This window comes from Mesorhizobium sp. WSM4813, from assembly GCF_055811555.1.
This window is the reverse complement of sequence record NZ_JBVVQU010000006.1, coordinates 135,943-160,781: the sequence shown is the minus strand read 5'-3', so window position 1 is coordinate 160,781 and position 24,839 is coordinate 135,943. Positions and strand designations below refer to the sequence as shown.

The following is a 24,839-nucleotide window of genomic DNA, read 5'->3' as shown; positions in this document are numbered from 1 at the left end:
AGGCGCTGCTGCGAGCAAAGGCCGAGAGAACCATCAAGGCTCTGTGGGACGCGGTCGGCGCGGTCGTCGACCTCTTCCCCCCAGCCGAATGTGCCAATTACTTCAAAGCCGCAGGATATGAACCGGATTAAACAGGACGTGCTCTAGACCGCTCGCTCATCGCCGGGCTGCCCCCGTTTCAGGGCATGGCCCCGGCGGATCTTGATCGCATCATCCAAAAAGCCAGTTCGCTTAGGGTATCGAAGAATTATGAGATCTTCGAGCAAGAGGCCGAGGCACACTCATTCTTCCTGCTGCTCGACGGACATGTCCGCGTTGTGAAGACCACACCCGATGGCCAGCAGGTGATCGTTCGCTATATTAGCCCGGGTGAACTGATGGGGATCGCACACGCGCTTGGCCGCAAGACCTATCCGGCAAGCGCCATAGCCGCCGTCGACTGTGTTGTTCTTTCCTGGTCAAGCTCCCTTTGGTCGATATTTGTAGCAGCCTTCCCGAGTTTCGGCGTCAATACCTACAAGACGGTCGGCGACAGGCTTCAGGACGCGCAGACACGTGTCGTCGAGATGTCGACGGAGCAGGTGGAGCAACGGGTCGCGCACGCTCTGCTTCGACTCTCCGAACAGAATGGCAAGAAGACTGACCACGGCATTCTGATCGACTTTCCGATCTCGCGCCAGGATATCGCCGAAATGACCGGCACGACCCTTCACACGGTAAGCCGGCTGCTTACGACGTGGGAAGAAAAGGGGGTCGTGGCGAGCGGCCGTCAGAAGGTCACCATCGTCGAGCCTCGTCGCCTGCTGACGCTCGCCGAGGGCAGCGAGGGGCGCTAGCGCGATTTCGTTTATCGACCGGCTATGTCCATCTCCCAACATGGCATGCCGAGGCGAAACGTTGAGGATTGCCTGCCGTGGGCCCATCCGTTTCCACTCTTCTTACGTTTGCAATTACCTCACTGGCGATAGAAATGACGCCGGGGCCGAATATGGGCTATCTCGCGGTCCTCGGCCTGAGCAGGGGCCGGGCCGCGGGTCTTTCGGCAGTCCTGGGAATCGCGCTCGGGTTGGGGCTGCTCGGCATCGCTGTAGGTCTTGGGATCGGCTCGTACATTCTCGATAATCGTTTTGCATATGAAACCGTCCGCTGGGCAGGCGCGCTCTATCTGTGCTGGCTTGCCTTTGACAGCTGGATCGAATCGCGACGGCCGCCCGAAACCGGACCGCTCGATCTGTCGTTGATCGTCTACTTTCGCCGCGGACTTGTTACGAATGTGCTCAACCCGAAAGCGGGGCTCTTCTTCGTTGCGGTGCTGCCAGATTTCGTCGATGGCTCCACCACAGCAGTCACGCAACTGTCGATCCTGATTGCAACCTACGTGGGCGTCGCGACGCTGGTTCATACCATAATCGTGATGCTGGCGGGGGCGGTGCAGCCCTACCTATCGCGCCCCAAATGGCGGCGAGGCGCGGGCAACTTTTTTGCCGCAACCCTTTTGGTTCTGGCAGTCTGGTTGTTCATGAAAGGCGCGCGCTAGTCGAGCCGCGTCGAGATGGTCCGAGCGCCAAACGCCTAGCGCAGACAATCGCGGAAATCCTTTCGTTACGCGGGGTTTTGATGCGCGCGGGAATGCCATTCCCTTGCCTTATTCGCACATGAATCGAAGAGCTTCGGGCTTGCTGATTTCGAGGGTGCGAAGACCATGAAACTTGAGGATTCCCTTGTCGCGCAACCTGGAGAGGACACGCGATACGGTCTCGATTGTAAGTCCGAGGTAGTCGCCGATATCCTGCCGGGACATCGGCAACTCGATCTGGGCCAACTCCCCCTGGCGATCAGCCATGTCTACCAAGAATGCTGCAATACGTTCGACGGCGTTCTGGCGGCCGACCACGAGCAGGTGTTCCTGTGCGCGGACCATGCCACGAAGGGCGAGCTGAAGAAGCTCCCGGGACATATCAACGCCCGCGGTCGGGCGGAAGGTTCGCAAACCCGTCGCGACTATGGCGTCGGCGAAAAAGTGATGGGTGTGGTCGGCTTCGAAGCCGAAGGACTCGCCGGCGAGGTGGAATGCCGTTATCTGCCGGCGCCCATCAGAGAGGAGCCGGTAAACCCGAACCGCCCCGAATTCGATCTGATAATGGCTGCTAACTTTCTCGCCCTGGGCATAAATCTCCGAACCGGCGGCAAAAAACGAAACGGGCAGCGGCCGCGTTGTTGCTGAGCCCGCGGCACCCGAACCGATCGAGGTTGCACCCGACACGATTTCGAAAGGGACTTCGGAGCGGACGAGAGCGTGCATGGCTGATTCCTTCATTTCTGATCAATCAGCAATCGCGCGAATTCCTCGACCGCGAAATTCGGTTATGTCCTAAGGGAATCCACGTAGTCGGAGCTCAAACATGCTGCAAGACCATGCACTACGTCGATCAGGTCGTCGCCGATGATCGGCTTGGTCAGAACCGTCAAACCGTCGGCGGCCGCAGTCGAGGAAAGCCCGTCTACCAGCAGAATTACAGGCCCCGGCATTCGTCCAAGCGATTGCCGCGCAGCCGGGTCCATCGCCAGAGCACTTTCGTCGACGACCATGCAGACTGCCTTCGCAGCGGCGGAAGATGCTTCGGCCTGCGTCAGCATCGCATGAGAATCGACCGAGAATCCCTCCACTTCGAGCGCGAACTCGAGTGATTGCCGCAAAGCGCGGTCCGGAGCAACGACGAGAATGGTGTTGGCGGCGACCAAAGACGGATTCCTGAAGGCTGTCGGCGGGGACAGCCCGCCGGCGCAACTTCAGCTAGCGGCAATTCAGCGGCGTGCGCATTGCGCCAGGTCAAACGGCCAAATTGAATCAGGTGGGGCCGAAACTAGCGGCCAGTGCCATGCGGACGAGCTGCGGCAGGCTGTTTGCCTGCATCTTGGCCATGACATTGGCGCGGTGGACCTCGACCGTGCGCGGACTGATGTCGAGGTCGTAGGCTATGGATTTGTTCGGTAAACCCGCGACTACTCCGGAGAGAACCTGCCGCTCGCGGTCGCTGAGCCGCTCCAGCCTGGACTGAATAGTAGCGACATCATCGATTTCCGCCGGTTTGTCCACAAGCTGCTCGGCAGCGCGTTGGATGGCTTCGATGATAACGACGTCTTCGAACGGCTTTTCGATGAAGTCGATGGCGCCCGCCTTCATGGCCTCGACCGCCATTGGGACGTCACCGTGGCCGGTGATAACGATCGCTGGTAGCGTCGCTTTCAGCGACGAGAGATTGCGCAGCAGATCCACCCCTGACATGTCCGGCATGCGGAGGTCGGTCACGAGTACCCCGTTTCGGATGTTTGGCGCGGCTGTAAGGAAATCGGACGCGCTGTCGTGCATGCGAACCGCGAACCCAGCCATTCCCAGCAGGAACGCGAGCGACTTCCTGACGGGCTCTTCGTCGTCAACAATGTGGACGATGTAGTCACCCGTCTGCATTTTTGTCCTCCTCTTCAATTGCTGGAAGTGTGAAGCGGAAGGTCGCGCCGCCAGCGGCGTTGCGGCTGACCGAAATTTCACCTCCGTGCGCCTCCACTATGCGCTTTGAAATCGATAGACCAACCCCCATTCCGCCGGGCTTGGAAGTGACGAACGGCTTGAAAAGCTGAGAGGCGACGTCGTCGGCGACGCCTGGACCACTGTCCTCGACTACGACGGCGATTTCGCCGATCCCTGCGGGCTCCGTCCGAACGACAAGTTCTCGCCTGTTGCTCGCGCGCATGGCTTCCATCGCGTTGCGCATCAGATTGATAAGGACCTGCTGGATCTGGATACGGTCCACCATCACCATCTCCGCCCCAGGGACGAATTCGAATACGCTACGGATCCCGCGCTCGCGTGAGCCGACGAGCGCCAAGGCTCCGGCCTCTTCGACCAGGGTACGAATATTTTCGGGAGCCTTTTCCGTTTCACCTTTGGTCACGAATTCGCGAAGATGCCGGATGATCTGTCCGGCGCGCAGGGACTGTCTGGCCGTCTCTTCCAGCGCTCCTCTCATTTTCGTCGCAACACTGTCGTCCATGTCACGTAGCAGTCGCGCGCATCCCTGCACGTAGTTCGCAATGGCCGATAGCGGTTGATTGAGCTCATGCGCCAGTGTCGATGCCATCTCACCGAGTTCGTTCAAGCGGGCGAGCCTCGCCAGTTCGCCCTGAATTTCCTGCAGGCGGGCCGCAGATTCTTCCCGCTCCGTGAGGTCACGTATAAATCCGGTAAAATACGTCTTGCCTCCGGATCTCATCTCCCCGACGGCCAGCTTCATCGGAAACGTCGAGCCGTCCTTGCGTCGCCCGACAACGACCCGGTCGACGCCAATGATGCGCTTTTCCCCCGTTGTCAGATATCTGTGTATGTATCCATCGTGCTCGTGACGGTACGGTTCCGGCATCAGCAGGCGTACGTTCTGTCCTATGACCTCCGGTTCCGCATAGCCGAACTGGCGGACCGCCGCTGCATTGAACGAAACGATCGTGCCGTCTTTCTCGATCACTACGGTTGCGTCGAGCACCGTATCAAGGATGGATCGTAGATGAGCCTCGCGTGCGCCAAGCGCGCTCTCGGCCGCGTCGATCGCACGCCCGGCATGATGAAGCATGTCACCGATCCACGCGATCGTGAGGCCGACCACGGTAAAGATCACCAGTTCGGCGACGTCGTTGGACTGCCCTAACCGCGACCCGTCCAGCCAACAGGCCGCGGCCAGGGAAAGCGCGACAGCCAACAATCCAGGCTTGATGCCGCTTGCGACCGAGGCGACGAGTATCGCGGGAGCGAATAAGGCGAATGTCGCCCTGTCATCGAGCAGCCCCTGCAGGGAGGATCGCACTAAAAGCGCCGCCGCAACCGTGACCGTCGCCAGGATGTAGCCGTTAGCCCCGTCGAATCGATGAGAGAGAATTGCCTGAGCAATGCGTCCGTTGATTCCTATCAAGTTGGGGGTGGGCATGAGGTGGGTTGCCGATCGATAAGCGAGAACTGACAGACTGTGTTCCAACGAAACAGGAACAGTGATCGTCGCTTAGTTTGCTTTTACCCGTCAAGCAAACCCGCGCGAGTCTCCATCAGCGGCGGGCTCCAGCACCATTGATACCTGAGACGAGCTCACCTCTAGAGTGACACCAGGGCTTGCAGAGGCTCGCCGAAACAAACCTGGCGGTCTGAGCCCTGACGGAGCCGCTGGACCCGGCTTACAAAATATTCATTCGCGAGTTTGCGCTCGCGCAAATTGCAACGCTGTCGTCTCGGGTACATCGCGGTCAGCCGGTTGATGCCGCGCGAACAACGAAAGGATAGTCCCCGATGAAATTCCCGCTGATTTCCGCCGCCGTGGCCCTCTTCGCGCTGGCTGGCGGCGCGAATGCCGAAGAACATGTGGTCCAGATGCTCAACAAGGGCGAGAAGGGTGCAATGGTCTTCCAGCCAGCCTACGTCCACGCCGCTCCCGGCGACACCGTGAAGTTCGTGCCGACCGACAAGTCCCACAACGCCGAGATCATCAAGGGGATGCTGCCGGACGGCGCCGAGGCGTTCAAAGGCAAGATGAACGCGGAAGTCACCGTTACCCTGGCCCAGGAAGGCGTCTACGGCGTCAAATGCGCGCCCCACTACGGCATGGGCATGGTGGCGCTGATAGTCGTTGGTCAGCCCGTTAATGAGGCGGCCGCAAAAGCGGTCAAGCAGACCGGCAAGGCAAAAACGGCATTCGCCGATCTGTTCAGCCAGGTCGTCGCATCGAACTGAGCAGCTTCCCACACAGAGTTGCCTCCGGCTAGCATGCCGGATGGCGCGGGCCGGATGGACCAAGGCGGGGAGTCCATCCGGCCGTCTTGCCTGGGAGGACAACTGGGAATTCCGAGACTGCGATCCTTCACTGGGCCACACGTCGAACGATTTCGGCTGGCGCGCTCGGCTCGTGGACGGTTCTGCCGGACAAGCCCGTATCCGCAGTCCTGCTTGCGTTTGCCGCCTGCTCTCAGATGGCGCGGCTCACGCGCTGGGCCGGCGACCGGGCCGTCAAGGATCCGATGGTCGCCATCCTCCCCAACGCCATGCCGCAGGTCGCCGGTATCCGCGCGCTCGGCGGCGGTGCGATCGGATCGATGACGATGGCCGTGATGACGCGGGCGACGCTCGGGCATACCGGACGCCAGTTGAAAGCCGGAGGCGGCACGGTGTTCCTGTTCGAGGCGATCCTGCTCGCAGGCTCGCTGCGGATCCTTGGAGCCTTGACGCCGAATGCCGAGATGATGATCATCGTCGCGGGCATCATGTGGGCCACCGCCTTCCTTGGGTTTGCCGCTATTTACGGATTAGCGCTGGTTGGACCCAAAGCCCGTTAGGGCTTACGCGATCGAAAAAGGTTTGCGCCAGCGCAAAGACGGGATTCTTGGAGGCATGTAGCTTCTTATGCATCAACAAGGCGATGGATAAGGAGATCGACATGATTACGAGGCGCCAAACCCTTCTCGGAACAGTATTTGCCGCGGCCGCTTCTGCGGCAATATTCGCATTCCCAGCAATGGCGCAGTCGACGGATATAAGCGCTTTGCCGCGCCAGAGCGTTTCGCTGGTTGCTCCTCCATTCGTTCATGAGCACGAGCAGGTCGTCACGAGCGGCCCGAAAGTCGTCGAATTCACGATGACAATAGAGGAAAAGCCGATTGTCATCGATGGCGAGGGCACGACGCTGAGGGGCATGTTCAACGGCTCGATTCCTGGCCCGATGATGGTGGTCCACGAGGGCGACTATCTCGAGTTGACGCTGGTCAATCCCGAGACGAACGAGATGCCGCACAACATAGACTTTCACGCGGCGACAGGCGCCCTCGGCGGTGGCGCGCTGACGCATGTCAGCCCCGGCGAGCAGGTCACGCTGCGCTTCAAGGCCACGAGAACGGGAACCTTCGTCTACCATTGCGCGCCGGAGGGCATGATCCCGTGGCACGTGGTGTCGGGGATGAGCGGAACTTTGATGGTGCTGCCGCGCGACGGACTGAAGAACGACAAGGGTGAACCAGTTCGTTACGACCGGATCTATTACGTCGGCGAGAACGAGTTCTACATTCCGCGTGACGAGACCGGCACCTACAAGAAGTACGAATCGCTGGGCGAAAGCTACGACGAGACGATGAAGGCCATGCGCGGACTAATTCCAACCCACGTCGTGTTCAACGGCAAGGTTGGCTCCCTCACGGGCGAGAACGCCTTGAAAGCCAAGGTCGGTGAGGCGGTCCTGATCGTCCATTCGCAAGCTAACCGCGATACGCGACCGCACCTGATCGGCGGACACGGCGACTATGTCTGGGAAGAGGGCAAGTTCGCGAACCCGCCGGCCAAGGATCTCGAGACCTGGTTCATCCGCGGCGGATCAGCCGGCGCAGCGCTCTACACTTTCCGGCAGCCTGGCATCTACGCCTACGTCAACCACAATTTGATCGAGGCCGTGGAACTCGGAGCGACCGCGCATTTCACGGTCGAAGGGGAATGGAACGACGATTTGATGACGCAGGTCGCCGCCCCTGGTCCCATACCGAGCCAGTGACGGGCTCAAAATTGTGAAACGGACGCGATCTTGTGGAGAACCCGCCCGGTCGCGTTTCCATTCGGAAAGAGCAAGGGAATGCCGCTCACTCAGTCTACCGCGCTCGCTGCTGCTGTCGTCCTTGCCATCGGCGCAACTGGCGTTGCCGGCAGCTTTGCAATCACGGTCGACGAAACTGTGCCTATTGCCGAGACGGCAACCGTCGCACCTGGCTCTTTCACGCATTCCCTGCCTGGCGAGTTTTTAAAGGACGGTCATCCCGTCGCGGCGCCACGAATCCTTGCGACGATCAAGAGCCCGCTCGAGATCATGAAATACCAGGTGAGTGCGACGGAGTACCAACGCTGTGTCGAAGTAAGGGCCTGCCAGCCAGCGGATAGCATCGGCCGCGGGAACGTTCCGGTCACCGGGGTGAGCCGTTTGGATGCCGAAGCCTACGCGGAGTGGTACTCGGACGCGACGGGCGACAGATGGCGGCTCCCGACCGACAGGGAATGGGCGTTTGCCGCCGGCGAACGGTTTGCCGCAGATATCGAAGGAGGTCAAAGCGACCCTCATAATCCTGCATTGCGCTGGCTCGCGCTGTATCGGACGGAATCAGCCATGGAACGCAAGCCGGACCCCGCCCCGAGGCTACGGGGTGCATTCGGCACGAACTCGAATGGCGTGGCCGATCTGGCGGGCAACATCTGGGAATGGACATCGACCTGCTACGTCCATGCGACGTTAGACTATGGCGGGAAGGCCATCGAAACCGCGGTCGAGAACTGCGGAGTGCATGTTGTCGAGGGCTTCCACCGAACCTACATGTCGGATTTCATCAGAGACGGCAAAAGCGGCGGTTGCGCCGTCGGAACTCCGCCCGACAATTTGGGCTTCCGGCTTGTCCGGGACCGGCCGACTCTTATCGTGGCAGTCCTTCGCTATTTCGGAGATGCCTGGCGGTGATTTCCTCGTCGGTCGACTACCATCGCAACTGCCATTACACGTCCGATTGCAGGATCCAGTATGAATTTCGACCCTATTGATAAAGCACGCCCCGTTGCGGAGCAGCCTCTGACGAGTGCTGGCGTCGATCGGGATTGCATCGGCGTGCTGGTACGAGAATTTTACACGCGGCTGCGCGCAAACGAGCGGCTGGGGCCGATTTTCGCGCGAGAGATTTCCGGGGACTGGGAGCCGCACCTCGAAAAGATGACGGACTTCTGGTGTTCGGTAATCCTGAAATCGGGCGACTACCAGGGACGACCCGTCCCTGCCCATCTCAAGCTCAAGGGCGTGTCCGAGGCAGACTTCGACATCTGGCTCGGCATCTTCGGTGAGACAGCCACGGAACTCTTAGCACCGGAAACTGCGGCTGTGTTTCTCGACCGGGCTGAACGCATCGCCAAGAGTCTGAAACTCGCCATGTTCTTCCGCCTTCCGCCGCGCCCGGCCTCCTGACCGGGCGTCAGTCGCGAGTGCGGCTGCAACGATCGCGGGAGATATCCGCTCGCATTTGCGCCAGATCAAATCGACATCGGCGCGATCGTGACACACGGAGGGAATGCTTTTGCCCTGAGTGTCTGAAGGTGGACGGAACATGGTTGCGCAACTCACATCCGGCGAACGCCAGCTTTCAGTTATCGTCCTCCTGCTCTTGGCGTTCGCTGGGTTGGCAATGGCGGTCGCAGGCCGCGGCGACCCGCTCGGCGTGCACGGCTTCATTGTGCTGGTAGCCAGCGTCGGGTTGATATTCGTGATGCTTTCCGCCTTCTACGCACCGGAACCCTCTTCCGAGCGGCTTGACCACTACTACGACGATCCCAGCAAGGTCGGCATCGTGCTGGCCATGGCTTGGGCCGTTGTCGGCATGTTTCTGGGCGTCTGGGTCGCCAGCCTGCTTGCCTGGCCGGACCTGACTTTCGACGCGGCCTGGGCCAGTTTCGGCCGCCTGCGGCCCGCCCATACCAGCGCCGTGATTTTCGGCTTCGGCGGCAACGCGCTGATCGCCACCTCTTTCCATGTTCTCCAGCGCACGTCGCGTGCCCGACTGCCCGACCAGTTCAGCCCCTGGTTCGTGCTCATCGGCTACAACCTTTTTTGCGTAATCGCCGCCGCGGGCTATTTCATGGGCGTGACCCAGTCGAAGGAATACGCCGAACCGGAATGGTACGCCGATATTTGGCTGGTCATCGTCTGGGTGACGTATTTCGCCATCTACATCCGCACGCTGGCGCGGCGGAAGGAACCGCACATCTACGTCGCCAACTGGTACTATATGGCCTTCATCCTGGTCGTGGCGATCCTGCATATCGTGAACAACCTTGCCGTGCCCGTTTCCTTCGGTCACGCGAAGAGCTACTCGGCGTTTTCCGGCGTCCAAGATGCGATGGTTCAGTGGTGGTATGGCCACAATGCGGTCGCGTTCTTCCTGACGGCCGGCTTCCTCGGCATGATGTACTACTACCTGCCGAAGCGCGCCGGCCGGCCGATCTTTTCTTATCGGCTATCGATCATCAGCTTCTGGGGCATCACCTTCATGTACATGTGGGCGGGCTCCCATCACCTGCACTACACCGCACTTCCTGATTGGGTGCAGACGCTGGGCATGACATTCTCGGTGGTTCTGCTGGTGCCGTCCTGGGCATCGGCCGGCAACGCGCTGGCGACGCTCAACGGCGCCTGGCACAAGGTGCGCGACGACGCGACGCTGCGATTCATGATGGCGGCGGCGGTGTTCTACGGGCTGACAACATTCGAAGGGTCGTTCATGGCGATCCGTCCCGTCAATTCGCTGTCGCATTACACCGACTGGACCGTCGGCCATGTTCACGCGGGAGCGCTTGGTTGGGTCGCGTTGATCACCTTCGGCTCGATCTACGCCGTGGTGCCTTGGCTGTGGAAGCGTGAGCGAATGTATTCGGCAAGACTGATCGAGGTCCATTTCTGGTTGGCGCTGTCCGGCACCGTGATCTACGTCTTCGCGATGTGGAATTCGGGCATCATCCAGGGGCTGATGTGGCGGACCTACAACGAAAGCGGAACGCTGACCTATTCCTTTATCGAATCCATGGTCGCAATGCATCCCTACTACGTCGCCCGGGCATTCGGTGGGCTGCTGTTCCTGCTGGGGGCCATCACGGGTTCCTACAATGTCTGGATGACAATCCGCGGTCATTCCGCAGCCGCGCCGAAATCGGCCGAAGACGCGCCAGAGCGCAGGCTCGTGCCAGTCGCGGCCCAACCGGCAGAGTGAGAGATATGACAGAATTCCATCGCAAGATTGAACGCAGCGCGATCGGCTTCGTGCTCGCCATCGTCGTCGTCGCCAGCATCGGTGGTTTCGTCGAGATCGCACCGCTGTTCACGATTGACGATACCGTCGAGAGCGCGCCGGACATGCGGGTCTATACGCCGCTCGAACTCGCCGGCCGCAACATCTACATCCGCGAGGGCTGCTACGCCTGCCACAGTCAGATGATCCGTACGCTCCGGGACGAGGTCGAACGCTATGGCCCGTACTCGCTTGCCGTTGAATCCAAGTACGACCACCCGATGTTGTGGGGGTCGAAACGGACGGGGCCGGATCTCGCCCGCATGGGCGGCAAGTATTCCGACGCCTGGCATGTCGCGCATCTCGACAATCCTCGCAATGTTGTGCCCGAATCCGTGATGCCGAAATATGGCTGGCTACGGCGGAATTCGCTGCGCATGGACGATCTCGGTGAGCATCTGACTGCGATGCGCCGGGTTGGCGTTCCCTACACGGAGGAGATGATCGCCAACGCAACCCACGACGCTTTGGGTCAGGCTACTCCGGACAGCGACTTCGCGGCCGGCGTTTCCGAGCGCTACGGAGAGGCAACCCAGGTCAGGTCGTTCGACGGCGATCCAGCCACGACCACCGAGATGGATGCGCTCGTGGCTTATCTCCAGGTCCTGGGCCGTCTCACCGACGCGGCGCAAAAGCAGGCCTCAGCGGAGACGGAGGCGGCACAATGAACTTCGAGCACGAAACCCTGGTCGGTTTCGCCAAGAGCTGGGGCTTGTTCTACCTGATCGCCCTGGCGCTCGGCGTCCTGATCTACACGTTCTGGCCGTCGAACAGGAAGCGGTTCGAAAGAGCCAAAGACAGTATTCTCGACGAGGACGACAAGCCATGGAAATAGGCGAACGCGATCCCGTCACGGGGCAGGTGACGACGGGTCATGAGTGGAACGGCATCAAGGAACTTTACACACCGGTTCCGCGCGTCGTGATCTTCTTCCTTGTGGCGACAATGCTTTTCGCTGTCGTTTATTGGATCCTCATGCCCGCCTGGCCCTTAGGCACGACCTACACGAAGGGCCTTTTGAGGATCAACCAGAAAACAAGTGTGGAACGGCAGATTCAAGAAGCGGCTGCCGAGCGGTCGGAATGGACACGCAAGATCGACGAAATGGATTTCGCCGCCATACAGTCGGATCCTGCTGCGATGACGATCGTGCAGGAAAACGGCCGCACACTTTTCGGAGACAACTGCGCGGCTTGCCACGGAACAACCGCTCAGGGCGGACCAGGATTTCCCAATCTCACGGCCAAGGCATGGCTCTGGGGCGGCGATCCCGAAACGATTGCCGAAACACTACGTGTCGGAATCAACTCGGCAAACGAGGAAACGCGTGTCTCGCAGATGCTAGCCTTCGGCCGCGACGGAATCCTCGACAGGAAGCAGATCACGGACGCCGTCGCCTATGTCCGTTCGCTGGGGGGCCTGTCGGCCGGCGTGCAGGCCCCGCCCGAAAGCACGGCGGCCGGCCGGGAGGTATTTGCTGCTAATTGCGTCGCCTGTCATGGCGACGACGCGAAGGGCAATCGCGATCTCGGCGCGCCGGACCTGACCGACGCGAACTGGATCTACGGCGGCGATGTGCAGTCGATTCAGACGACGATTTACGCGGGACGGCAGGGACATATGCCGCACTGGGAGCAGCGCCTCTCGGCGACGGAACGAAAAGTCCTCGCCCTCTACGTGCTCTCATTGTCGGAGGCTCGGAAATGACGGCTCCTATCACAACGACCCCGCGGCGGCGGTCGCGTGCAAGCATCGCGGCGTTGATCCTCATTGCGGTCGGCATTTCAGGACTCGCCGCTGCCAATGGTCACCTCGTCTACGTGTCCGTGACGTCGCAGCCGGACTGCGTGCCACACGCAAGAGAAACCGGTTCCGCCGCCATGACCGTCTACCGAGCCGCGAAGTCGTCATGCTGAGGCGCCAGGTGCACAAGACCAAACCGAAGCCGGAGGAAGGATCATCAGAATGAGCGACCTCGATCTAGCCTGCGGGGAAGGTTTCATTCCCGTCGGATCGCGCAATCGCGGTCTTCCGGTCGGCGCTGCCTTGGAATGGCTCAACGCCGGATGGCATGATCTTGTGACGGATGCCGCGTCCAGCATCGCCTATGGGCTAGTGGTTTTCGCGGTGTCGCTTGCGATCGTCGCCGGACTTTTCTTCCTCGGCCTCGACTACATCCTGTTTCCCGCAATCGCGGCCTTCATGGTGGTCGGCCCGGTCGTCGCCATCGGCCTCTACGAAAAAAGCCGGGCCCTTGAGCGTGGCAACTCCGTGACGCTTGTGCGCATGATACTTGTCAGGCCCGCCTCCGGCGCGCAGATCCTCTTCATCGGCGTCATCTTGCTAGGTCTTGCGCTCCTGTGGATGCGCGCCGCCGTCATCATTTACGCGCTGTTCTTCGGACTGCGGCCGTTTCCCGGTATCGACAATCTTGCGCCGATGCTGTTCACGACCGGAATTGGATGGGCCATGCTTGGCGCGGGCACAGCCGTCGGCGGACTGTTCGCAGCATTCTCCTTCGCCATCAGCGCATTTTCCATCCCGATGCTTCTCGACGAGCGGACCGACGCCTTCACGGCGATGGGCACCAGCATCTCGCTCGTTTGGAACAATCGGCCCGTCATGATTGCATGGGGCGCGATCGTGCTGCTGTTGACCGCGCTCGGTCTTGCGACGGGAATGATCGGATTGATCGTGGTGTTTCCCTTGCTCGGACACGCGACATGGCACGCCTACAAGGCGATAGCCGTTCCGCAGGAAATCCAGCGGGGTGCTCGGCAATGAGTTGCTGTGCCCCGGGAGCGGAGGCTGCGCTGCTGATCAGCGAGAGCGTGCCGTCGTCAAATCCCTTGAACGAAATGGTGCTGGCAAGCCGCGACCTTGGCGACGGCCTGCGTCAAACCGATCTGTCGGTCCCGGGTGTCCACTGCGCGTCCTGCATCGCTGCGGTCGAGAAAGCCCTCATGACTTTGCCCGATGTTGAATTCGCCCGCGTCAACCTCTCGATGAAACGCGTCGCGGTGAAGTGGCGCGCGGCGGAGGCCGCGCCGCCAGACCTGATCCGTACCTTGCAAGCCGCCGGCTACGATTGTCACCTGTTCGCGACTGAATCGGATCAGCGCGACCCGGAATATTCGCGTCTCGTTCGAGCGCTTGCCGTCGCCGGATTCTGCGCGATGAACATCATGCTGCTGTCGGTGTCGGTCTGGTCGGGCGCCGATGGCGGTACGCGGCAGGCATTCCATTGGATTTCGGCCGCACTGGCCCTGCCTGCGATCCTGTACTCAGGTAGCGTCTTCTTCTCATCGGCATGGTCGGCACTGCGTCATGGTCGCACAAACATGGATGTGCCGATATCCATCGGTGTGCTGATGGCCTTCGGGCTCAGCCTCTACGACACGCTCTATGACGGACCGCACGCTTATTTTGACGCGGCGACATCACTGCTGTTCTTCCTGCTGATCGGCCGAACGCTCGACTATGTGATGCGGGAAAAAGCGCGGTCGGCCATTGCCGGACTGGCAAAACTCGCGCCTCGCGGCGCGACTGTCCTGAATGCCGAAGGCAGACGCTACATTCCAATCGCCGAGATCAAACCTGGAACGTCGATAATCATCCCCCCCGGCGACCGAATCCCCATCGACGGGATTGTCACTGAAGGAGAATCCGACCTCGATTGTTCCCTGGTTTCGGGGGAGGCCGCGCCCAAATATGCCAAAGCCGGCACGGTGGTCCACGCAGGTCTGATGAACCTCACAGGGCCGCTGACGATCGTCACAACCACGCGGGCCGAGGACTCATTCCTTGCAGAAATGGTCCGGATGATGGAGGCAGCCGAAGGCGGACGGGCGCGCTACCGTCGGATGGCCGACCGCGCCTCGGCACTCTATTCACCGGTTGTGCACCTGATCGCGTTTCTCTCGTTCGTCGGCTGGATAATTGCCACGGCGGACTGGCATGGCTCCGTCACGATCGCCATCGCCGTGCTGATCATTACCTGTCCTTGCGCGCTCGGCCTCGCGGTCCCGATCGTGCAGGTTATGGCCGCGCGTCGTTTGTTCGAAAAAGGCATAATGCTGAAGGACGGCACCGCACTTGAACGGCTGGAGGAAATCGACACCGTTGTGTTCGACAAGACCGGGACCCTCACCGTCGGTAAACCGCAACTCGTAAACGGACACCAGATCGACGCCTCCGCCTTCGCAATCGCGGCGAAGATGGCATTCGGCTCTCGGCATCCAATGTCCCAGGCAGTATTCGCAGCAAATCCCGAAAGCCTGGATGGGGCTTCTGACCTGACGATCGTTTCTGAACATCCCGGCTGCGGGCTCGAGGCGAAATCGGAAGGCAGCATTTACCGACTTGGTCGGCCCAACTGGGCGCTTGGCGGCGAAGCCCCGATCCACGAAGATAGCGCGTTTTCGGTATCCCTCCTGGTCCGGGATGGAGCAGTAATAGCTCGTTTCGTGTTCGAAGATCGTATGCGCCAAGGGGCGAGGTCTGCGGTCCGTCGCTTGCAAGGCGAAGGCATCGCCGTGACGATCCTGTCCGGCGACCGCAAACCTGTCGTCCGCGACTTGGCCTCTCGTCTCGGCATCGACAGTTTTCTGTCGGAGATGCTTCCATCGGATAAGGTAGATCGGATCGCCGCGCTGGCAGCATCCGAAAGCAAGGTGCTGATGGTGGGCGACGGTTTGAATGACGCTCCCGCGTTTGCGGTCGCGCATTTGTCCATGGCTCCCGCGACAGCGGCCGACATCGGTCGGAACGCCGCTGATTTTGTGTTCCTGCACGAGAACCTTTCCGCTGTCACCGATGCACTGGAAATCTCGCGGAATGCCGGAACACTGATACGTCAGAACTTTGCCTTGGCCATCGGCTACAATGTCATCGCGATACCGATCGCAGTGTCCGGCTATGTGACCCCTCTTGTCGCCGCTGCCGCCATGTCGCTGTCGTCCATCCTAGTGGTGGCCAACGCCATGCGCCTGAGCCATTTCAGGACTCCTGCGCACTCACGCGACGGGCAAACCGTATTCACGCACCCCAACCTCTCTGGCGTGGAGGCGACCACATGAGTTATCTGGCCTTCCTGGTGCCAATTGCAATCCTCCTGGGCCTCTCGGGACTTGCGGCCTTCATGTGGACATTACAGTCGGGACAGTACGACGATCTTGATGGGGCAGCCGAGCGAATCCTGATGGACGAGGAGTGCGAGTGAACATGGCTCAATCTGGTCAATGCACCGATTGCGCGGGCCGCGAAGGCAGTGCTCGACGACGCACTTCACCTCAATACGTTGTCGACCCGCGCGTGCAGGGGACGGTAATATTGCAAACACCCCAACCTGTGTCGCAGGACTCATTGTTCGATCTTCCCGCTCACTCCGGCGTACGGCGTCGATCTGCGTTTGAAGCTTCCCTTCTGCCTTGCCCATCAGCTCGGCAAGAACGGGCTTGTTGGCCCCGGGCAGGCTGTTTAGGAGCTTGAGGCGCCCCTCCAGCTTGGTTGCAAGCCGACCAGGGATGCGGCGAGCCGATAGCGCACCGTGGGACAGCGGCCGCACCAATGAGTTACCGTTTCGTCCGGCAGGCCCACCAGGGCGTTCTTGTGTTGCAAGCGTGGGAAATGTTTGACGGGCGTAAGCTTGCCCGTTGCGACTTCAGATCGCCGGAAAACGGTCATCAAGTGTGGCGAGCGGTTGGACCTCAGCAAGCCCTTTACGCCCGCGTGCGATTTGTCCCTATGGTGCAATCCCCTTCGAGCTTGCTGGTTTTGCCGCAGAAGGATCGGATGTTGGATCAATGTCAGAGGAACGGGCGATCCGCCGTCACAACGTCACGTCCGCATCGATACCACTCGCTCTCTGAAACGAGGGCCTATTCTCGATGCGCTTGAGATAGCCGACGAAAGGTTCCTCAGTCGTGGCAATCAATTCGCCCGCGCGTGCGATCCGCAAATCGGATGCAAGATAGATGTCGGCCACGGTAAAGGTGTCGCCGAGCAGCCAGGGACCCGTTCTCAATCCCGCAGCGATGACCTCGCGCACCCGCTCAAAGTCGCCCCAGTCGTTGTAGTACGGGTTTGGCGTCCAGCCATTGAACTTTTCGCCCATCGCGGGCTTTAAGCAGGAGCAGACAAAAAACAGCCAGCGAAGGCAGTTCGGGCGGATCGCCTAGCGGTGGAATCAGGCAGGGGGAGGGCACTCGCTCGGCCACATATTGAAGAATTGCTCCCGTGTCTAAGCTTTCTCGACAATTCGAGGCAGCAAGCAGCGAGCACGTTGCGCAAAAAAAGGCAAGATCATTGGCCGAGCAAGCCGCATCTCGCGCAGAGTAGCCATGCCTCAGCTCGCGGCGATAGTGGGCGATCGTGCCGCAAAAGAACACCGATCAAGGCTGCCTCCTCCAACATCAAGTTGGCACGAAGGTTGCCTCGCAACCAGATCTTTTTGCCAAACGCGTGCACGCTTTGGCCACATGTCGTAGCCGGTCCAGTTGGATTTTCAGTTTCGGAGGCGGCGCGCTAGATAACCTCAACTCATATTCAGATTGAGGTTTAGAGGCTCCTCTCGATCTCTTGGCGGGACACTGATGGTTGGGAAAAACGGGCACTCTGACGCTGCCAAGACGGCTATGGAGATTGGGGTTTGCCTCGCGATCGGATTTTCAATGAGCATGTTTGGGACACCTGCGATAGCGGCCGAACCCGACTGGCCTGCTGGAATGCACAAATACATCACAGTCGATCAGGCAGTGGACGAGGCCCTGAGCGAGTTTGGGAAAAACATCGGAGTTCCGGTGAGGGTCAGTAAAGAGGTCAAAGGGCGCCTGAGCGCCGGCATGCCCGTTGGGACGGCTCGCGAATTTCTTGATTGGGTTTGTAACCGTTACGGGCTGGTCTGGCACTATGACGGCTCCGTGATCAACGTAGCTGCCGAAGCTGAAGTCCAAACCGAAATTTTCAAGCTCGACGCCAATACGGCATCAAGTGTTAGCGAACGGCTGGCAACGCTCGGTGTCAGCGATGCCCGCTATCCAATCAAGATTTCCAAAAAGGACGATATGGTCTCGGCATCCGGTCCACCATCCTATCTCGCCTTGGTCAGGAAGGCGCTTGTTCCGTCCACTCCCCCCGTCGCGCAGGACAAGACCAGCCTCATTGCCGTCCGCGTTTTCCGCGGCCGGAGCGCTGAGGCACAGACCTTTCCACCCACTGGACGGCAGTAGAAGGGCAAGCTCATCATGCAAATCGCGGCCGTAGGCAATATGGATGTCGCGCTTTCGAACCTCGCCATTGATATGGCGACGCAACATCAAATCGCCCAGAGCGCGATCGCGCAGCCAGGGATGTTGGGTGCCACGCAGGAAATACACTCCGTGGCGAAAGCGGAAATGTCGGGTCGCGATGATCTGACAATGTCGGTGGATCGGCGGCAGGTTGCGCAGAATGCGCTAGTGACCGATTTCGCCAACTCTCAATCGTCCGCCACAATGAGACCGGCGCAGCCGATTACCGAACGCCAGCTCTTCGACTATCTTGCCGAAATCGAGAAAAGCGGTGCTGGGAACCTTGCCGATCCATCAGCGCTGGTGAAGGCGGCGATCCATTCACTGCAAGGCATATTGGAACACGCCGAAGCGACTTTTGGTGAAGTTGCGGTGCCCTCGACATCCAACGCTGACGCGCCGCAACCTTCAGGCGCCGCACCTGAAACGCCGTCGGACCAAGCGGCGACAAAAACATCCGGCGGAAACGGTGCAGACGCGGCGCCTTTCGACGAAATGGATCAGACAATCGAGGAGCTTAAGTCGACACTGCTGGCGCTGTTTAGCGCGTCTCTCGCGGTCAGCAGCGTAACTGCAGCGACGTCCTCCACAAACGCGTTGATTAGGCAACAGTGACGGAGCTGACGTGAGCCGAGCAATCGTACCGCAGCGGTCAACGGCGATGTCCCGGTGCGCGACACGGTACCGGGCGGCGTTTGCCGCCTCGAGCATGCTAGTCCTTCAGGCGTGTTCGGTTGAACTATACACCGACCTTAATCAGCGCCAGGCTAACGAAATCCTCGCCACCCTGATGCGTCATGGTATCCCGGCACAGCGCCAGCCCGGTAAGGACGGAACCATGACGGTTTCCGTGCAGAAGGGTCGTTTCGCCGATGCAATGGCGATCCTCGACGAGAGCGGTTTGCCCAAGCAGGAATTCGCGACGCTCGGCCAAGTGTTCAAGCGGGATGGACTGGTTTCCTCGCCGGTCGAAGAACGTGCGACGATGATCTACGGGTTGAGCCAGGAATTGTCGCAGACGATCTCGGATATCGACGGCGTGCTTTCGGCGCGTGTGCACCTTGTATTGCCGGAGAACGATCCTCTGCGGCAGCGGCTGGTGCCGTCGTCGGCGTCTGTGTTCATTCGGCACCGCGCGTCGGTTCCAATGAACGACCTGATACCGCAGGTGAAGATGCTGGTCGCCAATGGCATCGCGGGCCTGAAGTATGACAACGTCTCGGTCATCCTCATCCCTGTCGAGATAACCGCGCCGGCAGACACCAGCGAAGCCGGCTTCACCTCTTTCCTCGGACTGCGGCTGCATCCAGATAGCCTCACCCCTGCGATGGGGCTAGTCTGTGGATTGATCGCTGCCGTGCTCGTGCTCGCCGGCCGGCTGGCATACCTGCAACGGTTTCGGCCTCGCAACGTCTATGCTCTCGATACATCCGTGCCCGTGAAGAAGTCATGACGCTGCATCCCAACGCGGGTCTAGCCTTGGCGTCCGAATGGCAGGCGTTCTTGGAGGACCCCTCGAGGTATGCCGAGCCCCAGCGGCTGGCCGCGTGCTTCGACGATGCCATCAGCGGTGCGGCATGCGAACGCCTGCTTAGAACTGAACGCCTTCAAACCCGGTTATCCAAGCTGCTTATCGAGCACCACCGGCTTGCAGTATCAACGCCGGCCGCGCAAGCCGATGACGTCGACCGGACAATCGCGCTGCTACCCGCCGAAGGCCTGGACGAAATTGCCCTTCGCGCCGGTGCCATCCATTGGGCGGGCGTCTTTGCTGGCATCATCCTCGGCCAGAAGGCAGCGGCTTTGCAAGAGGCGCTTGGCGTGGAACTGATCGCCTTTGCCGTGGCCAACCGGAACCTCGCCGGTCCCGCACAATCGCTCGGTTCTGTCGAAGGCATTCGCGAACGCGTTGATGCCGACGGCCGGCGGTGCCTAGGCGCATGGTGTCACGCGGTACCCGCCGCAATTGGGATGCGCGTGCGTCTCAAATTGCCGCCCGACGATATGATCGACGCAATACCGGCACCGCTGTTTGCCGAAGTCGGCCCCGGAATCGTTCGCCGGGCAGCAAGTTGAGGGCACGATGACAAGACAGGCCATAACGACCGACGATCTGCCGCTCCGGCCTACCGGCCGCATCCTGCGCGCCGCTGAAGCGCGGGCCTGGCAGGACGGCTGTGGATTTCTCGAAGCCGCACGGCGCGAGGCGGAAAAGTTGCGGGAATCCGCGCGGCGTGCTTACGCCGGCGAATACGCGCAAGGCTACGAGGACGGCAAAGCTGAAGGTGATGCCGAGGCAGCACGCATAGTCAGCGAAGCAGCCATCAAGGTTGATCGCTACCTGCGTGGTCTCGAAGCGCAGGTGATGGAACTCGCTCTGGATGTGGTGAGAAGGACCCTCGGCGAATTCGATGTGAACGTCTTGGTGGCCAAGGCCGCCCGACAGGCAATCGCCGAGCTGCGGCGGGCCAAATACCTAAAGGTTTCGGTGCATCCCGATGCGATAAACACCCTCCGCGACGAACTGAGAGCGATTTTGAGAGAGGCCAACCTCGGGCTGACGATCGAGATTGAGGCCGACAACACGCTGGCGGCGGGCGCCTGCATCATGTCCACCGACATCGCGGTGGTGGATGCCAGCATCGACGCCCAACTCAGCGCCATCGCGGCGGCGGTCGCGGCCAAGAATAGTGCGCAGCCGTGACAGGGTCGGCTGCAAAACTTATCGACGGCAAGCTTGCCACGATCATCCCCAATCTTCGCGAGGAACTGCGCGACAACGCGGTCAGGCCGAGGAAGGGGCGGGTGCGCCAGGTGACCGGCTTCCTCATCCATGCAACCGTCGACGAAGTCAGGATTGGCGAGATCTGCGAATTAATCGACCCCAAGACCGGCCACCGGGCAAAGGCCGAAGTGGTTGGGTTGATGGACGAGTCGGCCGTTCTCGTCCCGCTCGGCGACCTCGCCGGACTGTCGAGCCTCACCGAAGTGGTTCCGACCGGGAAAGACCTGCAGGTGCCAGTCGGCCCCGGATTGCTTGGGCGTGTCATCAGCGCGTTCGGCGAGCCGCTGGACGGCAGGCCATTGCAGCCGGGAGAGATCACCGGCAAGTACCCGGTCAACGCCTACCCGCCGTCTCCGCTGTCCCGCACGCTGATTTCGGAACCGATCCAACTGGGCGTGCGCGCGGTTGACGGGCTTCTCACCTGCGCCCGCGGCCAACGCATCGGCATATTCGGCGAGCCCGGGGTCGGCAAGTCGATCCTGCTCTCTGACATTGTCAGCGGCACCGACGCTGACGTCGCTGTGGTTGCGCTGGTTGGCGAACGCGGCCGCGAGGTGCGTGAGTTCGTTGAACGCCAGTTTGGACCGCAAGGGCAACCGCGTGCTGTGGTTGTGGTCGCGACATCAGACAGGCCGGCGATCGAGCGGGTGAAGGTCGCTTATGTCGCCACAACGATCGCCGAATATTTTCGCGACCAGGGCAAGCACGTCCTTTTGGCCATGGATAACATCACTCGGTTCGCCCGCGCACAGCGGGAGATCGGCCTCGCGTCGGGAGAGCCCCCAACACGCCGCGGCTTTCCGTCCTCGCTGTTTGCCACGCTACCGAGGTTGCTTGAGCGATCAGGCCCCGGCCGCCTCGGCTCGATCACTGGGATTTACAGCGTACTCGTGGAAGGCGACGGCACCTTGGATCCAGTCGCCGAGGAGATCCAGGCGCTGCTCGACGGCCACGTATTCCTGTCGAATGAACTTGCGCAGCGCAATCATTTCCCCGCCATCGATGTGCTGCGTAGCCGTAGCCGTTTGATGGACACGGTTGTCTCTCCGCGGCACCGGGCCCATGCCGGCCGCATCCGCGAGTTGCTCGCCCGCTACGCCGATGTCGAATTGCTGCTGCGGATCGGAGAATACGAGCGCGGCAGCGACGCGGTCGCTGACGAGGCCGCCGCCAAGATCGACAAGATCAACGCCTTTCTTCGCCAACCATCGGCAACGCATGAGACGATGGAGGAAACCGAAAAACGCATGCAGGAGATCGTCGATGAAGGACCATGACATGGTCGTGCGCCTGCGCGACCTCAGGCGGTTGCGCGAACAGCGCGCCAAGGAAACGGTGATGCGGCGAGAGAAGGCGGCAAAGCAGGTGGAAGCGGTCACCCAGGAAGCATCCAGTGCGGTTGCGACGCATTTCCAACAGACCGTGGAGGAGGAACGCTCGGCGTTTGGATTGCTGGTCGGCCAATCGGTGACCGCGGCCAAGCTCCGTTCCATCCAGAGACAGTTCGAAAAGGCAGCCGGAGAAGCGGCACGGCTGCGCGAGAATGAAAGGACCGCCAGTGCTGCCGAGCAGAAACACAAGGCGGAGCTCTCAGGCGCGCGCGACACCCACAGGATCCGGCTCAAGGCGGTCGCGAAATTGGACGAGTTGCTGGGGCAACTGACGAGGCGTACGGCGCGCCGGCGAATGGCGCTCGCGGAGCTTTGCGACGAGGACGACCGCGGCCCCGCGCGCCCCGGCACGCTCGCTAGCCTATGACCCCAGAAAAGAACTCGTGATGCACCAAGCCTTGGCGTCACCCAGGAAGACAAACGGCAAGGCGGTTATCGAGCCGCTTGTGCTGGAAACGGTCGCGCCCGAAGACGTAGAAGCGCTGAACAGTTTTTACCGTTGCAGTTCGCCAGTAGAAATCGTCATTGCCGGCCAAGCCATGGCGCTTGCCACGCTGGGGCCTGGACAAACCGGGGTGAAATATCCGCGGTGCGTGGTCGCTTTCACTGTGGGCGGCGCGGACGGCGAACTCGAGATGCCGCGCGAGCTTATCGAGCGCTGGCTGGTCCAGACAGATCGTAACGTGGAACTCGCCCGCCTCAAGCCGGAGCACGCGGCTCTTCTGCTGGAATTGCTCTTCGACGACGAACTCGGCTGGCTGGAGGGCAAGCTTGGATATCCGGTCGCGGTCACCGCGATCGAAGACCGGAACCTGATGCCGAACACTGCTTCATTCGTCTTCAGTCTCCAAGGAAAGCAAGACGACATCATTTGTACCCTTCGCCTGACAGATATGGGCTGCGCAACGCAGCTTGGGCGTCTTCTCAAGGGGGGCAACAAAAGTATGCCGGCTACGCCGCCCGATTTGCCGATACCAATCCGTCTGTGGTGCGGTGCGGTAAAAGTTAAGGTCGGGGATGTTCGAACCCTGCGGCCTGGCGATGTCGTGCTCCTCGACGATATCGAACAAGAGGCTGCAACTGCATTGCTGGTGATCGGCGGCCGATTTGTCGCCCCCATCGAATTCGTAAGCGAAGGGGCCTGCCTGACGGCGGGGCCGCGCCCCGTCACCCGGTCAAAATGGGAGTGGACCATGAACCAACCGAACAAACCCGGCGCCGCTGAGCCCCTAGATGATTCCGATCTGGAGGGTCTGCCCGTAACACTGGTGTTCGAACTCGGCCGCACGGCTCTGTCTCTGGGTGAGCTCAAACAGCTCGCGCCAGGCGCGATCGTCCCGTTGCCCGAAGTGGCGAAAGAGACCGTCGACGTGATCGCCAACGGCAAGCGCGTCGGCCGCGGCGAAATTGTCCGGATAGGAGCGAGTCTGGGCGTGCGGGTGCTCCGTATGTTCGACAATGCTTGAGAATTCTCCCAACCTCCTCGGCATCCTTGTCGCTGTCGGCTTTGTAGGCCTGCTGCCCCTCGTCGTGGTGACAATGACGGGATTTCTGAAGATCTCAGTTGTGCTGTTTCTCATCCGCAATGCGCTCGGCGTGCAGCAAATGCCGCCCAATCTGGTGCTCTACGGCATTGCGCTTGTCCTGACGGTCTACGTCACCACGCCGCTGCTCAGCGATATGGCCGGCCGGCTGGAAGAGGGGCACGTGCAGTTCCAGACCACCGACGACATCTCAAGGGCTGCACAACTGGTCAGCCAGCCGCTCAAGCAGCATCTCTTGCGGTTCACGCCTTTGGAGGAGCGTCAATTCTTCCTGAACGGAACCAGCAGGCTGTGGCCGGAACAGGCCCGCCAGAATGTTCGGGACGACGATCTCGCCATTCTCGTTCCGGCGTTTGTGGCGTCCGAACTCACCCGCGCTTTCGAGATCGGTTTCCTGCTCTACCTGCCGTTTCTGATCGTCGATGTGGTTGTTGCGAACATTTTGATGACGCTCGGCATGATCATGGTGTCGCCGGTTCTCATTTCCATCCCGCTGAAGCTGTTCCTGTTTGTCGCCATCGACGGCTGGTCGCGCCTGATGCACGGTCTGATCCTGAGCTATGTGCCGTAGAGGCGCGGAAGCCCTGCTCTACCTGTCTGTTCGCATCGGGTCTCTGCGGAAATCCTACACACTTTTCGACAAGAAGGCCTAGGAGCTCGCCGCATGACCAACGACTTCGTGCTCGCCAAGGTCCAGAGCGCGCTCTTGACCGTTCTCTTCGCCTCGGCGCCGGCGATCGTCGCAGCGCTAGTGGTCGGGCTTGTCGTCGGGCTCGCGCAGGCACTGACGCAGATCCAGGACCAGTCGATGCCGCAGACCATCAAACTGGTCGTCATCCTGCTGGTGCTGCTGCTGTTTGGGCCATTGGTCGGCCAGCAGATCGCCGAACAAGCTTCAACGGCGTTCGACGAATTCCCGGTCGTTACTCGCTGAGACACCCGG

At 60.7% G+C, this 24,839-nt stretch carries 29 protein-coding genes and 1 pseudogene; 25 read left to right on the top strand and 5 right to left on the bottom strand.

The genetic code is table 11. The annotated features are described in order from the left end of the window. The 3 genes and pseudogenes from AC0L25_RS05455 to AC0L25_RS05445 form a co-directional block, all read left to right on the top strand. Positions 1–131: pseudogene (locus AC0L25_RS05455) on the top strand (IS630 family transposase); the annotation flags it as partial. 54 nt (positions 132–185) lie between these two features. Next, positions 186–836, top strand: coding sequence for a Crp/Fnr family transcriptional regulator (locus AC0L25_RS05450; protein WP_473594540.1), 651 nt, complete (start codon positions 186–188; stop codon positions 834–836). 134 nt (positions 837–970) lie between these two features. After that, entirely contained in the window at positions 971–1,537 is a 567-nt protein-coding gene (locus AC0L25_RS05445; RefSeq protein ID WP_473594539.1) for a LysE family translocator, read from the top strand. 108 nt (positions 1,538–1,645) lie between these two features. On the opposite strand, the gene AC0L25_RS05440 is transcribed toward AC0L25_RS05445, so the two are convergent. The 4 genes from AC0L25_RS05440 to AC0L25_RS05425 form a co-directional block, all read right to left on the bottom strand. Beyond that, on the bottom strand, positions 1,646–2,302 hold the full coding sequence (locus AC0L25_RS05440) for a helix-turn-helix domain-containing protein (protein WP_473594538.1): 657 nt from the start codon (positions 2,300–2,302) through the stop codon (positions 1,646–1,648). 62 nt (positions 2,303–2,364) lie between these two features. Continuing rightward, positions 2,365–2,742 (bottom strand): transcriptional regulator, encoded by a 378-nt coding sequence (locus tag AC0L25_RS05435; protein ID WP_473594537.1) that lies wholly within the window; start codon positions 2,740–2,742, stop codon positions 2,365–2,367. 106 nt (positions 2,743–2,848) lie between these two features. Then, on the bottom strand, positions 2,849–3,469 hold the full coding sequence (fixJ, locus tag AC0L25_RS05430) for a response regulator FixJ (protein WP_473594536.1): 621 nt from the start codon (positions 3,467–3,469) through the stop codon (positions 2,849–2,851). Continuing rightward, positions 3,456–4,976 carry a PAS domain-containing sensor histidine kinase gene (locus AC0L25_RS05425; RefSeq protein ID WP_473594535.1) on the bottom strand — a complete coding sequence of 507 codons (1,521 nt, stop codon included), beginning with the start codon at positions 4,974–4,976 and terminating at the stop codon, positions 3,456–3,458. Before AC0L25_RS05425 ends, fixJ begins: the two co-directional genes overlap by 14 nt. Positions 4,977–5,329: 353 nt before the next feature. Here AC0L25_RS05425 and AC0L25_RS05420 point away from each other — a divergent pair, with 353 nt between their 5' ends. From AC0L25_RS05420 to ccoS, 12 genes are all read left to right on the top strand, one after another. Further along, entirely contained in the window at positions 5,330–5,770 is a 441-nt protein-coding gene (locus AC0L25_RS05420; RefSeq protein ID WP_473594534.1) for a pseudoazurin, read from the top strand. A gap of 86 nt (positions 5,771–5,856) precedes the next feature. After that, on the top strand, positions 5,857–6,369 hold the full coding sequence (locus AC0L25_RS05415) for an NnrS family protein (RefSeq protein WP_473594533.1): 513 nt from the start codon (positions 5,857–5,859) through the stop codon (positions 6,367–6,369). A gap of 101 nt (positions 6,370–6,470) precedes the next feature. Continuing rightward, a complete protein-coding gene (gene nirK / locus AC0L25_RS05410) occupies positions 6,471–7,571 on the top strand; it encodes a copper-containing nitrite reductase (protein ID WP_473594532.1) in 1,101 nt (366 codons plus the stop codon). A gap of 78 nt (positions 7,572–7,649) precedes the next feature. After that, entirely contained in the window at positions 7,650–8,519 is an 870-nt protein-coding gene (locus AC0L25_RS05405) for a formylglycine-generating enzyme family protein (protein ID WP_473594531.1), read from the top strand. Positions 8,520–8,579: 60 nt separating this feature from the next. Next, positions 8,580–9,014 carry a group III truncated hemoglobin gene (locus AC0L25_RS05400; protein WP_473594530.1) on the top strand — a complete coding sequence of 145 codons (435 nt, stop codon included), beginning with the start codon at positions 8,580–8,582 and terminating at the stop codon, positions 9,012–9,014. Positions 9,015–9,153: 139 nt separating this feature from the next. Beyond that, positions 9,154–10,809, top strand: a complete 1,656-nt coding sequence (gene ccoN, locus AC0L25_RS05395; RefSeq protein WP_473594529.1) for a cytochrome-c oxidase, cbb3-type subunit I — start codon at positions 9,154–9,156, stop codon at positions 10,807–10,809. Positions 10,810–10,814: 5 nt separating this feature from the next. Then, positions 10,815–11,555 carry a cytochrome-c oxidase, cbb3-type subunit II gene (gene ccoO, locus AC0L25_RS05390; RefSeq protein WP_473594528.1) on the top strand — a complete coding sequence of 247 codons (741 nt, stop codon included), beginning with the start codon at positions 10,815–10,817 and terminating at the stop codon, positions 11,553–11,555. Further along, positions 11,552–11,722 carry a cbb3-type cytochrome c oxidase subunit 3 gene (locus AC0L25_RS05385; RefSeq protein WP_473594527.1) on the top strand — a complete coding sequence of 57 codons (171 nt, stop codon included), beginning with the start codon at positions 11,552–11,554 and terminating at the stop codon, positions 11,720–11,722. The genes ccoO and AC0L25_RS05385 overlap by 4 nt, the downstream gene beginning before the upstream one ends. Next, on the top strand, positions 11,713–12,594 hold the full coding sequence (gene ccoP / locus AC0L25_RS05380) for a cytochrome-c oxidase, cbb3-type subunit III (RefSeq protein ID WP_473594526.1): 882 nt from the start codon (positions 11,713–11,715) through the stop codon (positions 12,592–12,594). Before AC0L25_RS05385 ends, ccoP begins: the two co-directional genes overlap by 10 nt. Positions 12,595–12,852: 258 nt before the next feature. Beyond that, complete coding sequence (locus AC0L25_RS05375; RefSeq protein ID WP_473594525.1) at positions 12,853–13,671, top strand: DUF2189 domain-containing protein; 819 nt, start codon at positions 12,853–12,855, stop codon at positions 13,669–13,671. Then, positions 13,668–15,965, top strand: coding sequence for a cation-translocating P-type ATPase (locus AC0L25_RS05370; protein ID WP_473594550.1), 2,298 nt, complete (start codon positions 13,668–13,670; stop codon positions 15,963–15,965). The genes AC0L25_RS05375 and AC0L25_RS05370 overlap by 4 nt, the downstream gene beginning before the upstream one ends. Next, positions 15,962–16,108 (top strand): cbb3-type cytochrome oxidase assembly protein CcoS, encoded by a 147-nt coding sequence (gene ccoS / locus AC0L25_RS05365; RefSeq protein WP_473594524.1) that lies wholly within the window; start codon positions 15,962–15,964, stop codon positions 16,106–16,108. Before AC0L25_RS05370 ends, ccoS begins: the two co-directional genes overlap by 4 nt. Positions 16,109–16,717: 609 nt before the next feature. Here the strand turns inward: ccoS and AC0L25_RS05360 are convergent. Next, positions 16,718–17,002: a glutathione S-transferase family protein gene (locus AC0L25_RS05360; RefSeq protein ID WP_473594523.1), complete on the bottom strand. Its 285-nt coding sequence runs from the start codon at positions 17,000–17,002 to the stop codon at positions 16,718–16,720. Between the two features lie 478 nt (positions 17,003–17,480). Between AC0L25_RS05360 and AC0L25_RS05355 the strand changes: the two genes are divergently transcribed. From AC0L25_RS05355 to AC0L25_RS05310, 10 genes are all read left to right on the top strand, one after another. Next, positions 17,481–18,116, top strand: a complete 636-nt coding sequence (locus AC0L25_RS05355) for a type III secretion protein (RefSeq protein ID WP_473594522.1) — start codon at positions 17,481–17,483, stop codon at positions 18,114–18,116. Between the two features lie 15 nt (positions 18,117–18,131). Then, positions 18,132–18,791 (top strand): hypothetical protein, encoded by a 660-nt coding sequence (locus AC0L25_RS05350; protein ID WP_473594521.1) that lies wholly within the window; start codon positions 18,132–18,134, stop codon positions 18,789–18,791. 46 nt (positions 18,792–18,837) lie between these two features. Continuing rightward, on the top strand, positions 18,838–19,629 hold the full coding sequence (gene sctJ / locus AC0L25_RS05345) for a type III secretion system inner membrane ring lipoprotein SctJ (RefSeq protein ID WP_473594549.1): 792 nt from the start codon (positions 18,838–18,840) through the stop codon (positions 19,627–19,629). Beyond that, a complete protein-coding gene (locus AC0L25_RS05340; RefSeq protein ID WP_473594520.1) occupies positions 19,626–20,252 on the top strand; it encodes a hypothetical protein in 627 nt (208 codons plus the stop codon). The genes sctJ and AC0L25_RS05340 overlap by 4 nt, the downstream gene beginning before the upstream one ends. A 7-nt stretch (positions 20,253–20,259) precedes the next feature. Continuing rightward, positions 20,260–20,880 carry a type III secretion system stator protein SctL gene (sctL, locus tag AC0L25_RS05335; protein WP_473594519.1) on the top strand — a complete coding sequence of 207 codons (621 nt, stop codon included), beginning with the start codon at positions 20,260–20,262 and terminating at the stop codon, positions 20,878–20,880. Then, entirely contained in the window at positions 20,877–22,238 is a 1,362-nt protein-coding gene (locus AC0L25_RS05330) for a FliI/YscN family ATPase (RefSeq protein WP_473594518.1), read from the top strand. The genes sctL and AC0L25_RS05330 overlap by 4 nt, the downstream gene beginning before the upstream one ends. Further along, positions 22,225–22,719 carry a hypothetical protein gene (locus tag AC0L25_RS05325; RefSeq protein WP_473594517.1) on the top strand — a complete coding sequence of 165 codons (495 nt, stop codon included), beginning with the start codon at positions 22,225–22,227 and terminating at the stop codon, positions 22,717–22,719. The genes AC0L25_RS05330 and AC0L25_RS05325 overlap by 14 nt, the downstream gene beginning before the upstream one ends. Before the next feature lie 19 nt (positions 22,720–22,738). Then, on the top strand, positions 22,739–23,818 hold the full coding sequence (gene sctQ, locus AC0L25_RS05320) for a type III secretion system cytoplasmic ring protein SctQ (protein WP_473594548.1): 1,080 nt from the start codon (positions 22,739–22,741) through the stop codon (positions 23,816–23,818). Next, positions 23,811–24,467 (top strand): type III secretion system export apparatus subunit SctR, encoded by a 657-nt coding sequence (gene sctR, locus AC0L25_RS05315; RefSeq protein WP_473594516.1) that lies wholly within the window; start codon positions 23,811–23,813, stop codon positions 24,465–24,467. Before sctQ ends, sctR begins: the two co-directional genes overlap by 8 nt. A gap of 93 nt (positions 24,468–24,560) precedes the next feature. Continuing rightward, positions 24,561–24,830, top strand: a complete 270-nt coding sequence (locus AC0L25_RS05310) for a flagellar biosynthetic protein FliQ (RefSeq protein WP_473594515.1) — start codon at positions 24,561–24,563, stop codon at positions 24,828–24,830. Positions 24,831–24,839: the final 9 nt, after the last annotated feature.

Bases quoted from the DNA above. Each gene is read 5' to 3' on its own strand.
- AC0L25_RS05370 (WP_473594550.1), top strand. From the start codon at position 13,668: ATGAGTTGCTGTGCCCCGGGAGCGGAGGCTGCGCTGCTGATCAGCGAG.
- AC0L25_RS05340 (WP_473594520.1), top strand. From the start codon at position 19,626: ATGACGCTGCATCCCAACGCGGGTCTAGCCTTGGCGTCCGAATGGCAG.
- fixJ (WP_473594536.1), bottom strand. From the start codon at position 3,469: ATGCAGACGGGTGACTACATCGTCCACATTGTTGACGACGAAGAGCCC.
- AC0L25_RS05360 (WP_473594523.1), bottom strand. From the start codon at position 17,002: ATGGGCGAAAAGTTCAATGGCTGGACGCCAAACCCGTACTACAACGAC.
- sctL (WP_473594519.1), top strand. From the start codon at position 20,260: ATGACAAGACAGGCCATAACGACCGACGATCTGCCGCTCCGGCCTACC.
- AC0L25_RS05450 (WP_473594540.1), top strand. From the start codon at position 186: ATGGCCCCGGCGGATCTTGATCGCATCATCCAAAAAGCCAGTTCGCTT.
- ccoO (WP_473594528.1), top strand. From the start codon at position 10,815: ATGACAGAATTCCATCGCAAGATTGAACGCAGCGCGATCGGCTTCGTG.
- AC0L25_RS05355 (WP_473594522.1), top strand. From the start codon at position 17,481: ATGGTTGGGAAAAACGGGCACTCTGACGCTGCCAAGACGGCTATGGAG.
- sctQ (WP_473594548.1), top strand. From the start codon at position 22,739: ATGCACCAAGCCTTGGCGTCACCCAGGAAGACAAACGGCAAGGCGGTT.
- sctJ (WP_473594549.1), top strand. From the start codon at position 18,838: ATGTCCCGGTGCGCGACACGGTACCGGGCGGCGTTTGCCGCCTCGAGC.
- AC0L25_RS05375 (WP_473594525.1), top strand. From the start codon at position 12,853: ATGAGCGACCTCGATCTAGCCTGCGGGGAAGGTTTCATTCCCGTCGGA.
- AC0L25_RS05420 (WP_473594534.1), top strand. From the start codon at position 5,330: ATGAAATTCCCGCTGATTTCCGCCGCCGTGGCCCTCTTCGCGCTGGCT.
- AC0L25_RS05350 (WP_473594521.1), top strand. From the start codon at position 18,132: ATGCAAATCGCGGCCGTAGGCAATATGGATGTCGCGCTTTCGAACCTC.
- sctR (WP_473594516.1), top strand. From the start codon at position 23,811: ATGCTTGAGAATTCTCCCAACCTCCTCGGCATCCTTGTCGCTGTCGGC.
- AC0L25_RS05440 (WP_473594538.1), bottom strand. From the start codon at position 2,302: ATGCACGCTCTCGTCCGCTCCGAAGTCCCTTTCGAAATCGTGTCGGGT.
- AC0L25_RS05385 (WP_473594527.1), top strand. From the start codon at position 11,552: ATGAACTTCGAGCACGAAACCCTGGTCGGTTTCGCCAAGAGCTGGGGC.
- AC0L25_RS05405 (WP_473594531.1), top strand. From the start codon at position 7,650: ATGCCGCTCACTCAGTCTACCGCGCTCGCTGCTGCTGTCGTCCTTGCC.
- AC0L25_RS05445 (WP_473594539.1), top strand. From the start codon at position 971: ATGACGCCGGGGCCGAATATGGGCTATCTCGCGGTCCTCGGCCTGAGC.
- ccoP (WP_473594526.1), top strand. From the start codon at position 11,713: ATGGAAATAGGCGAACGCGATCCCGTCACGGGGCAGGTGACGACGGGT.
- AC0L25_RS05425 (WP_473594535.1), bottom strand. From the start codon at position 4,976: ATGCCCACCCCCAACTTGATAGGAATCAACGGACGCATTGCTCAGGCA.
- AC0L25_RS05400 (WP_473594530.1), top strand. From the start codon at position 8,580: ATGAATTTCGACCCTATTGATAAAGCACGCCCCGTTGCGGAGCAGCCT.
- nirK (WP_473594532.1), top strand. From the start codon at position 6,471: ATGATTACGAGGCGCCAAACCCTTCTCGGAACAGTATTTGCCGCGGCC.
- ccoS (WP_473594524.1), top strand. From the start codon at position 15,962: ATGAGTTATCTGGCCTTCCTGGTGCCAATTGCAATCCTCCTGGGCCTC.
- AC0L25_RS05310 (WP_473594515.1), top strand. From the start codon at position 24,561: ATGACCAACGACTTCGTGCTCGCCAAGGTCCAGAGCGCGCTCTTGACC.
- ccoN (WP_473594529.1), top strand. From the start codon at position 9,154: ATGGTTGCGCAACTCACATCCGGCGAACGCCAGCTTTCAGTTATCGTC.
- AC0L25_RS05325 (WP_473594517.1), top strand. From the start codon at position 22,225: ATGAAGGACCATGACATGGTCGTGCGCCTGCGCGACCTCAGGCGGTTG.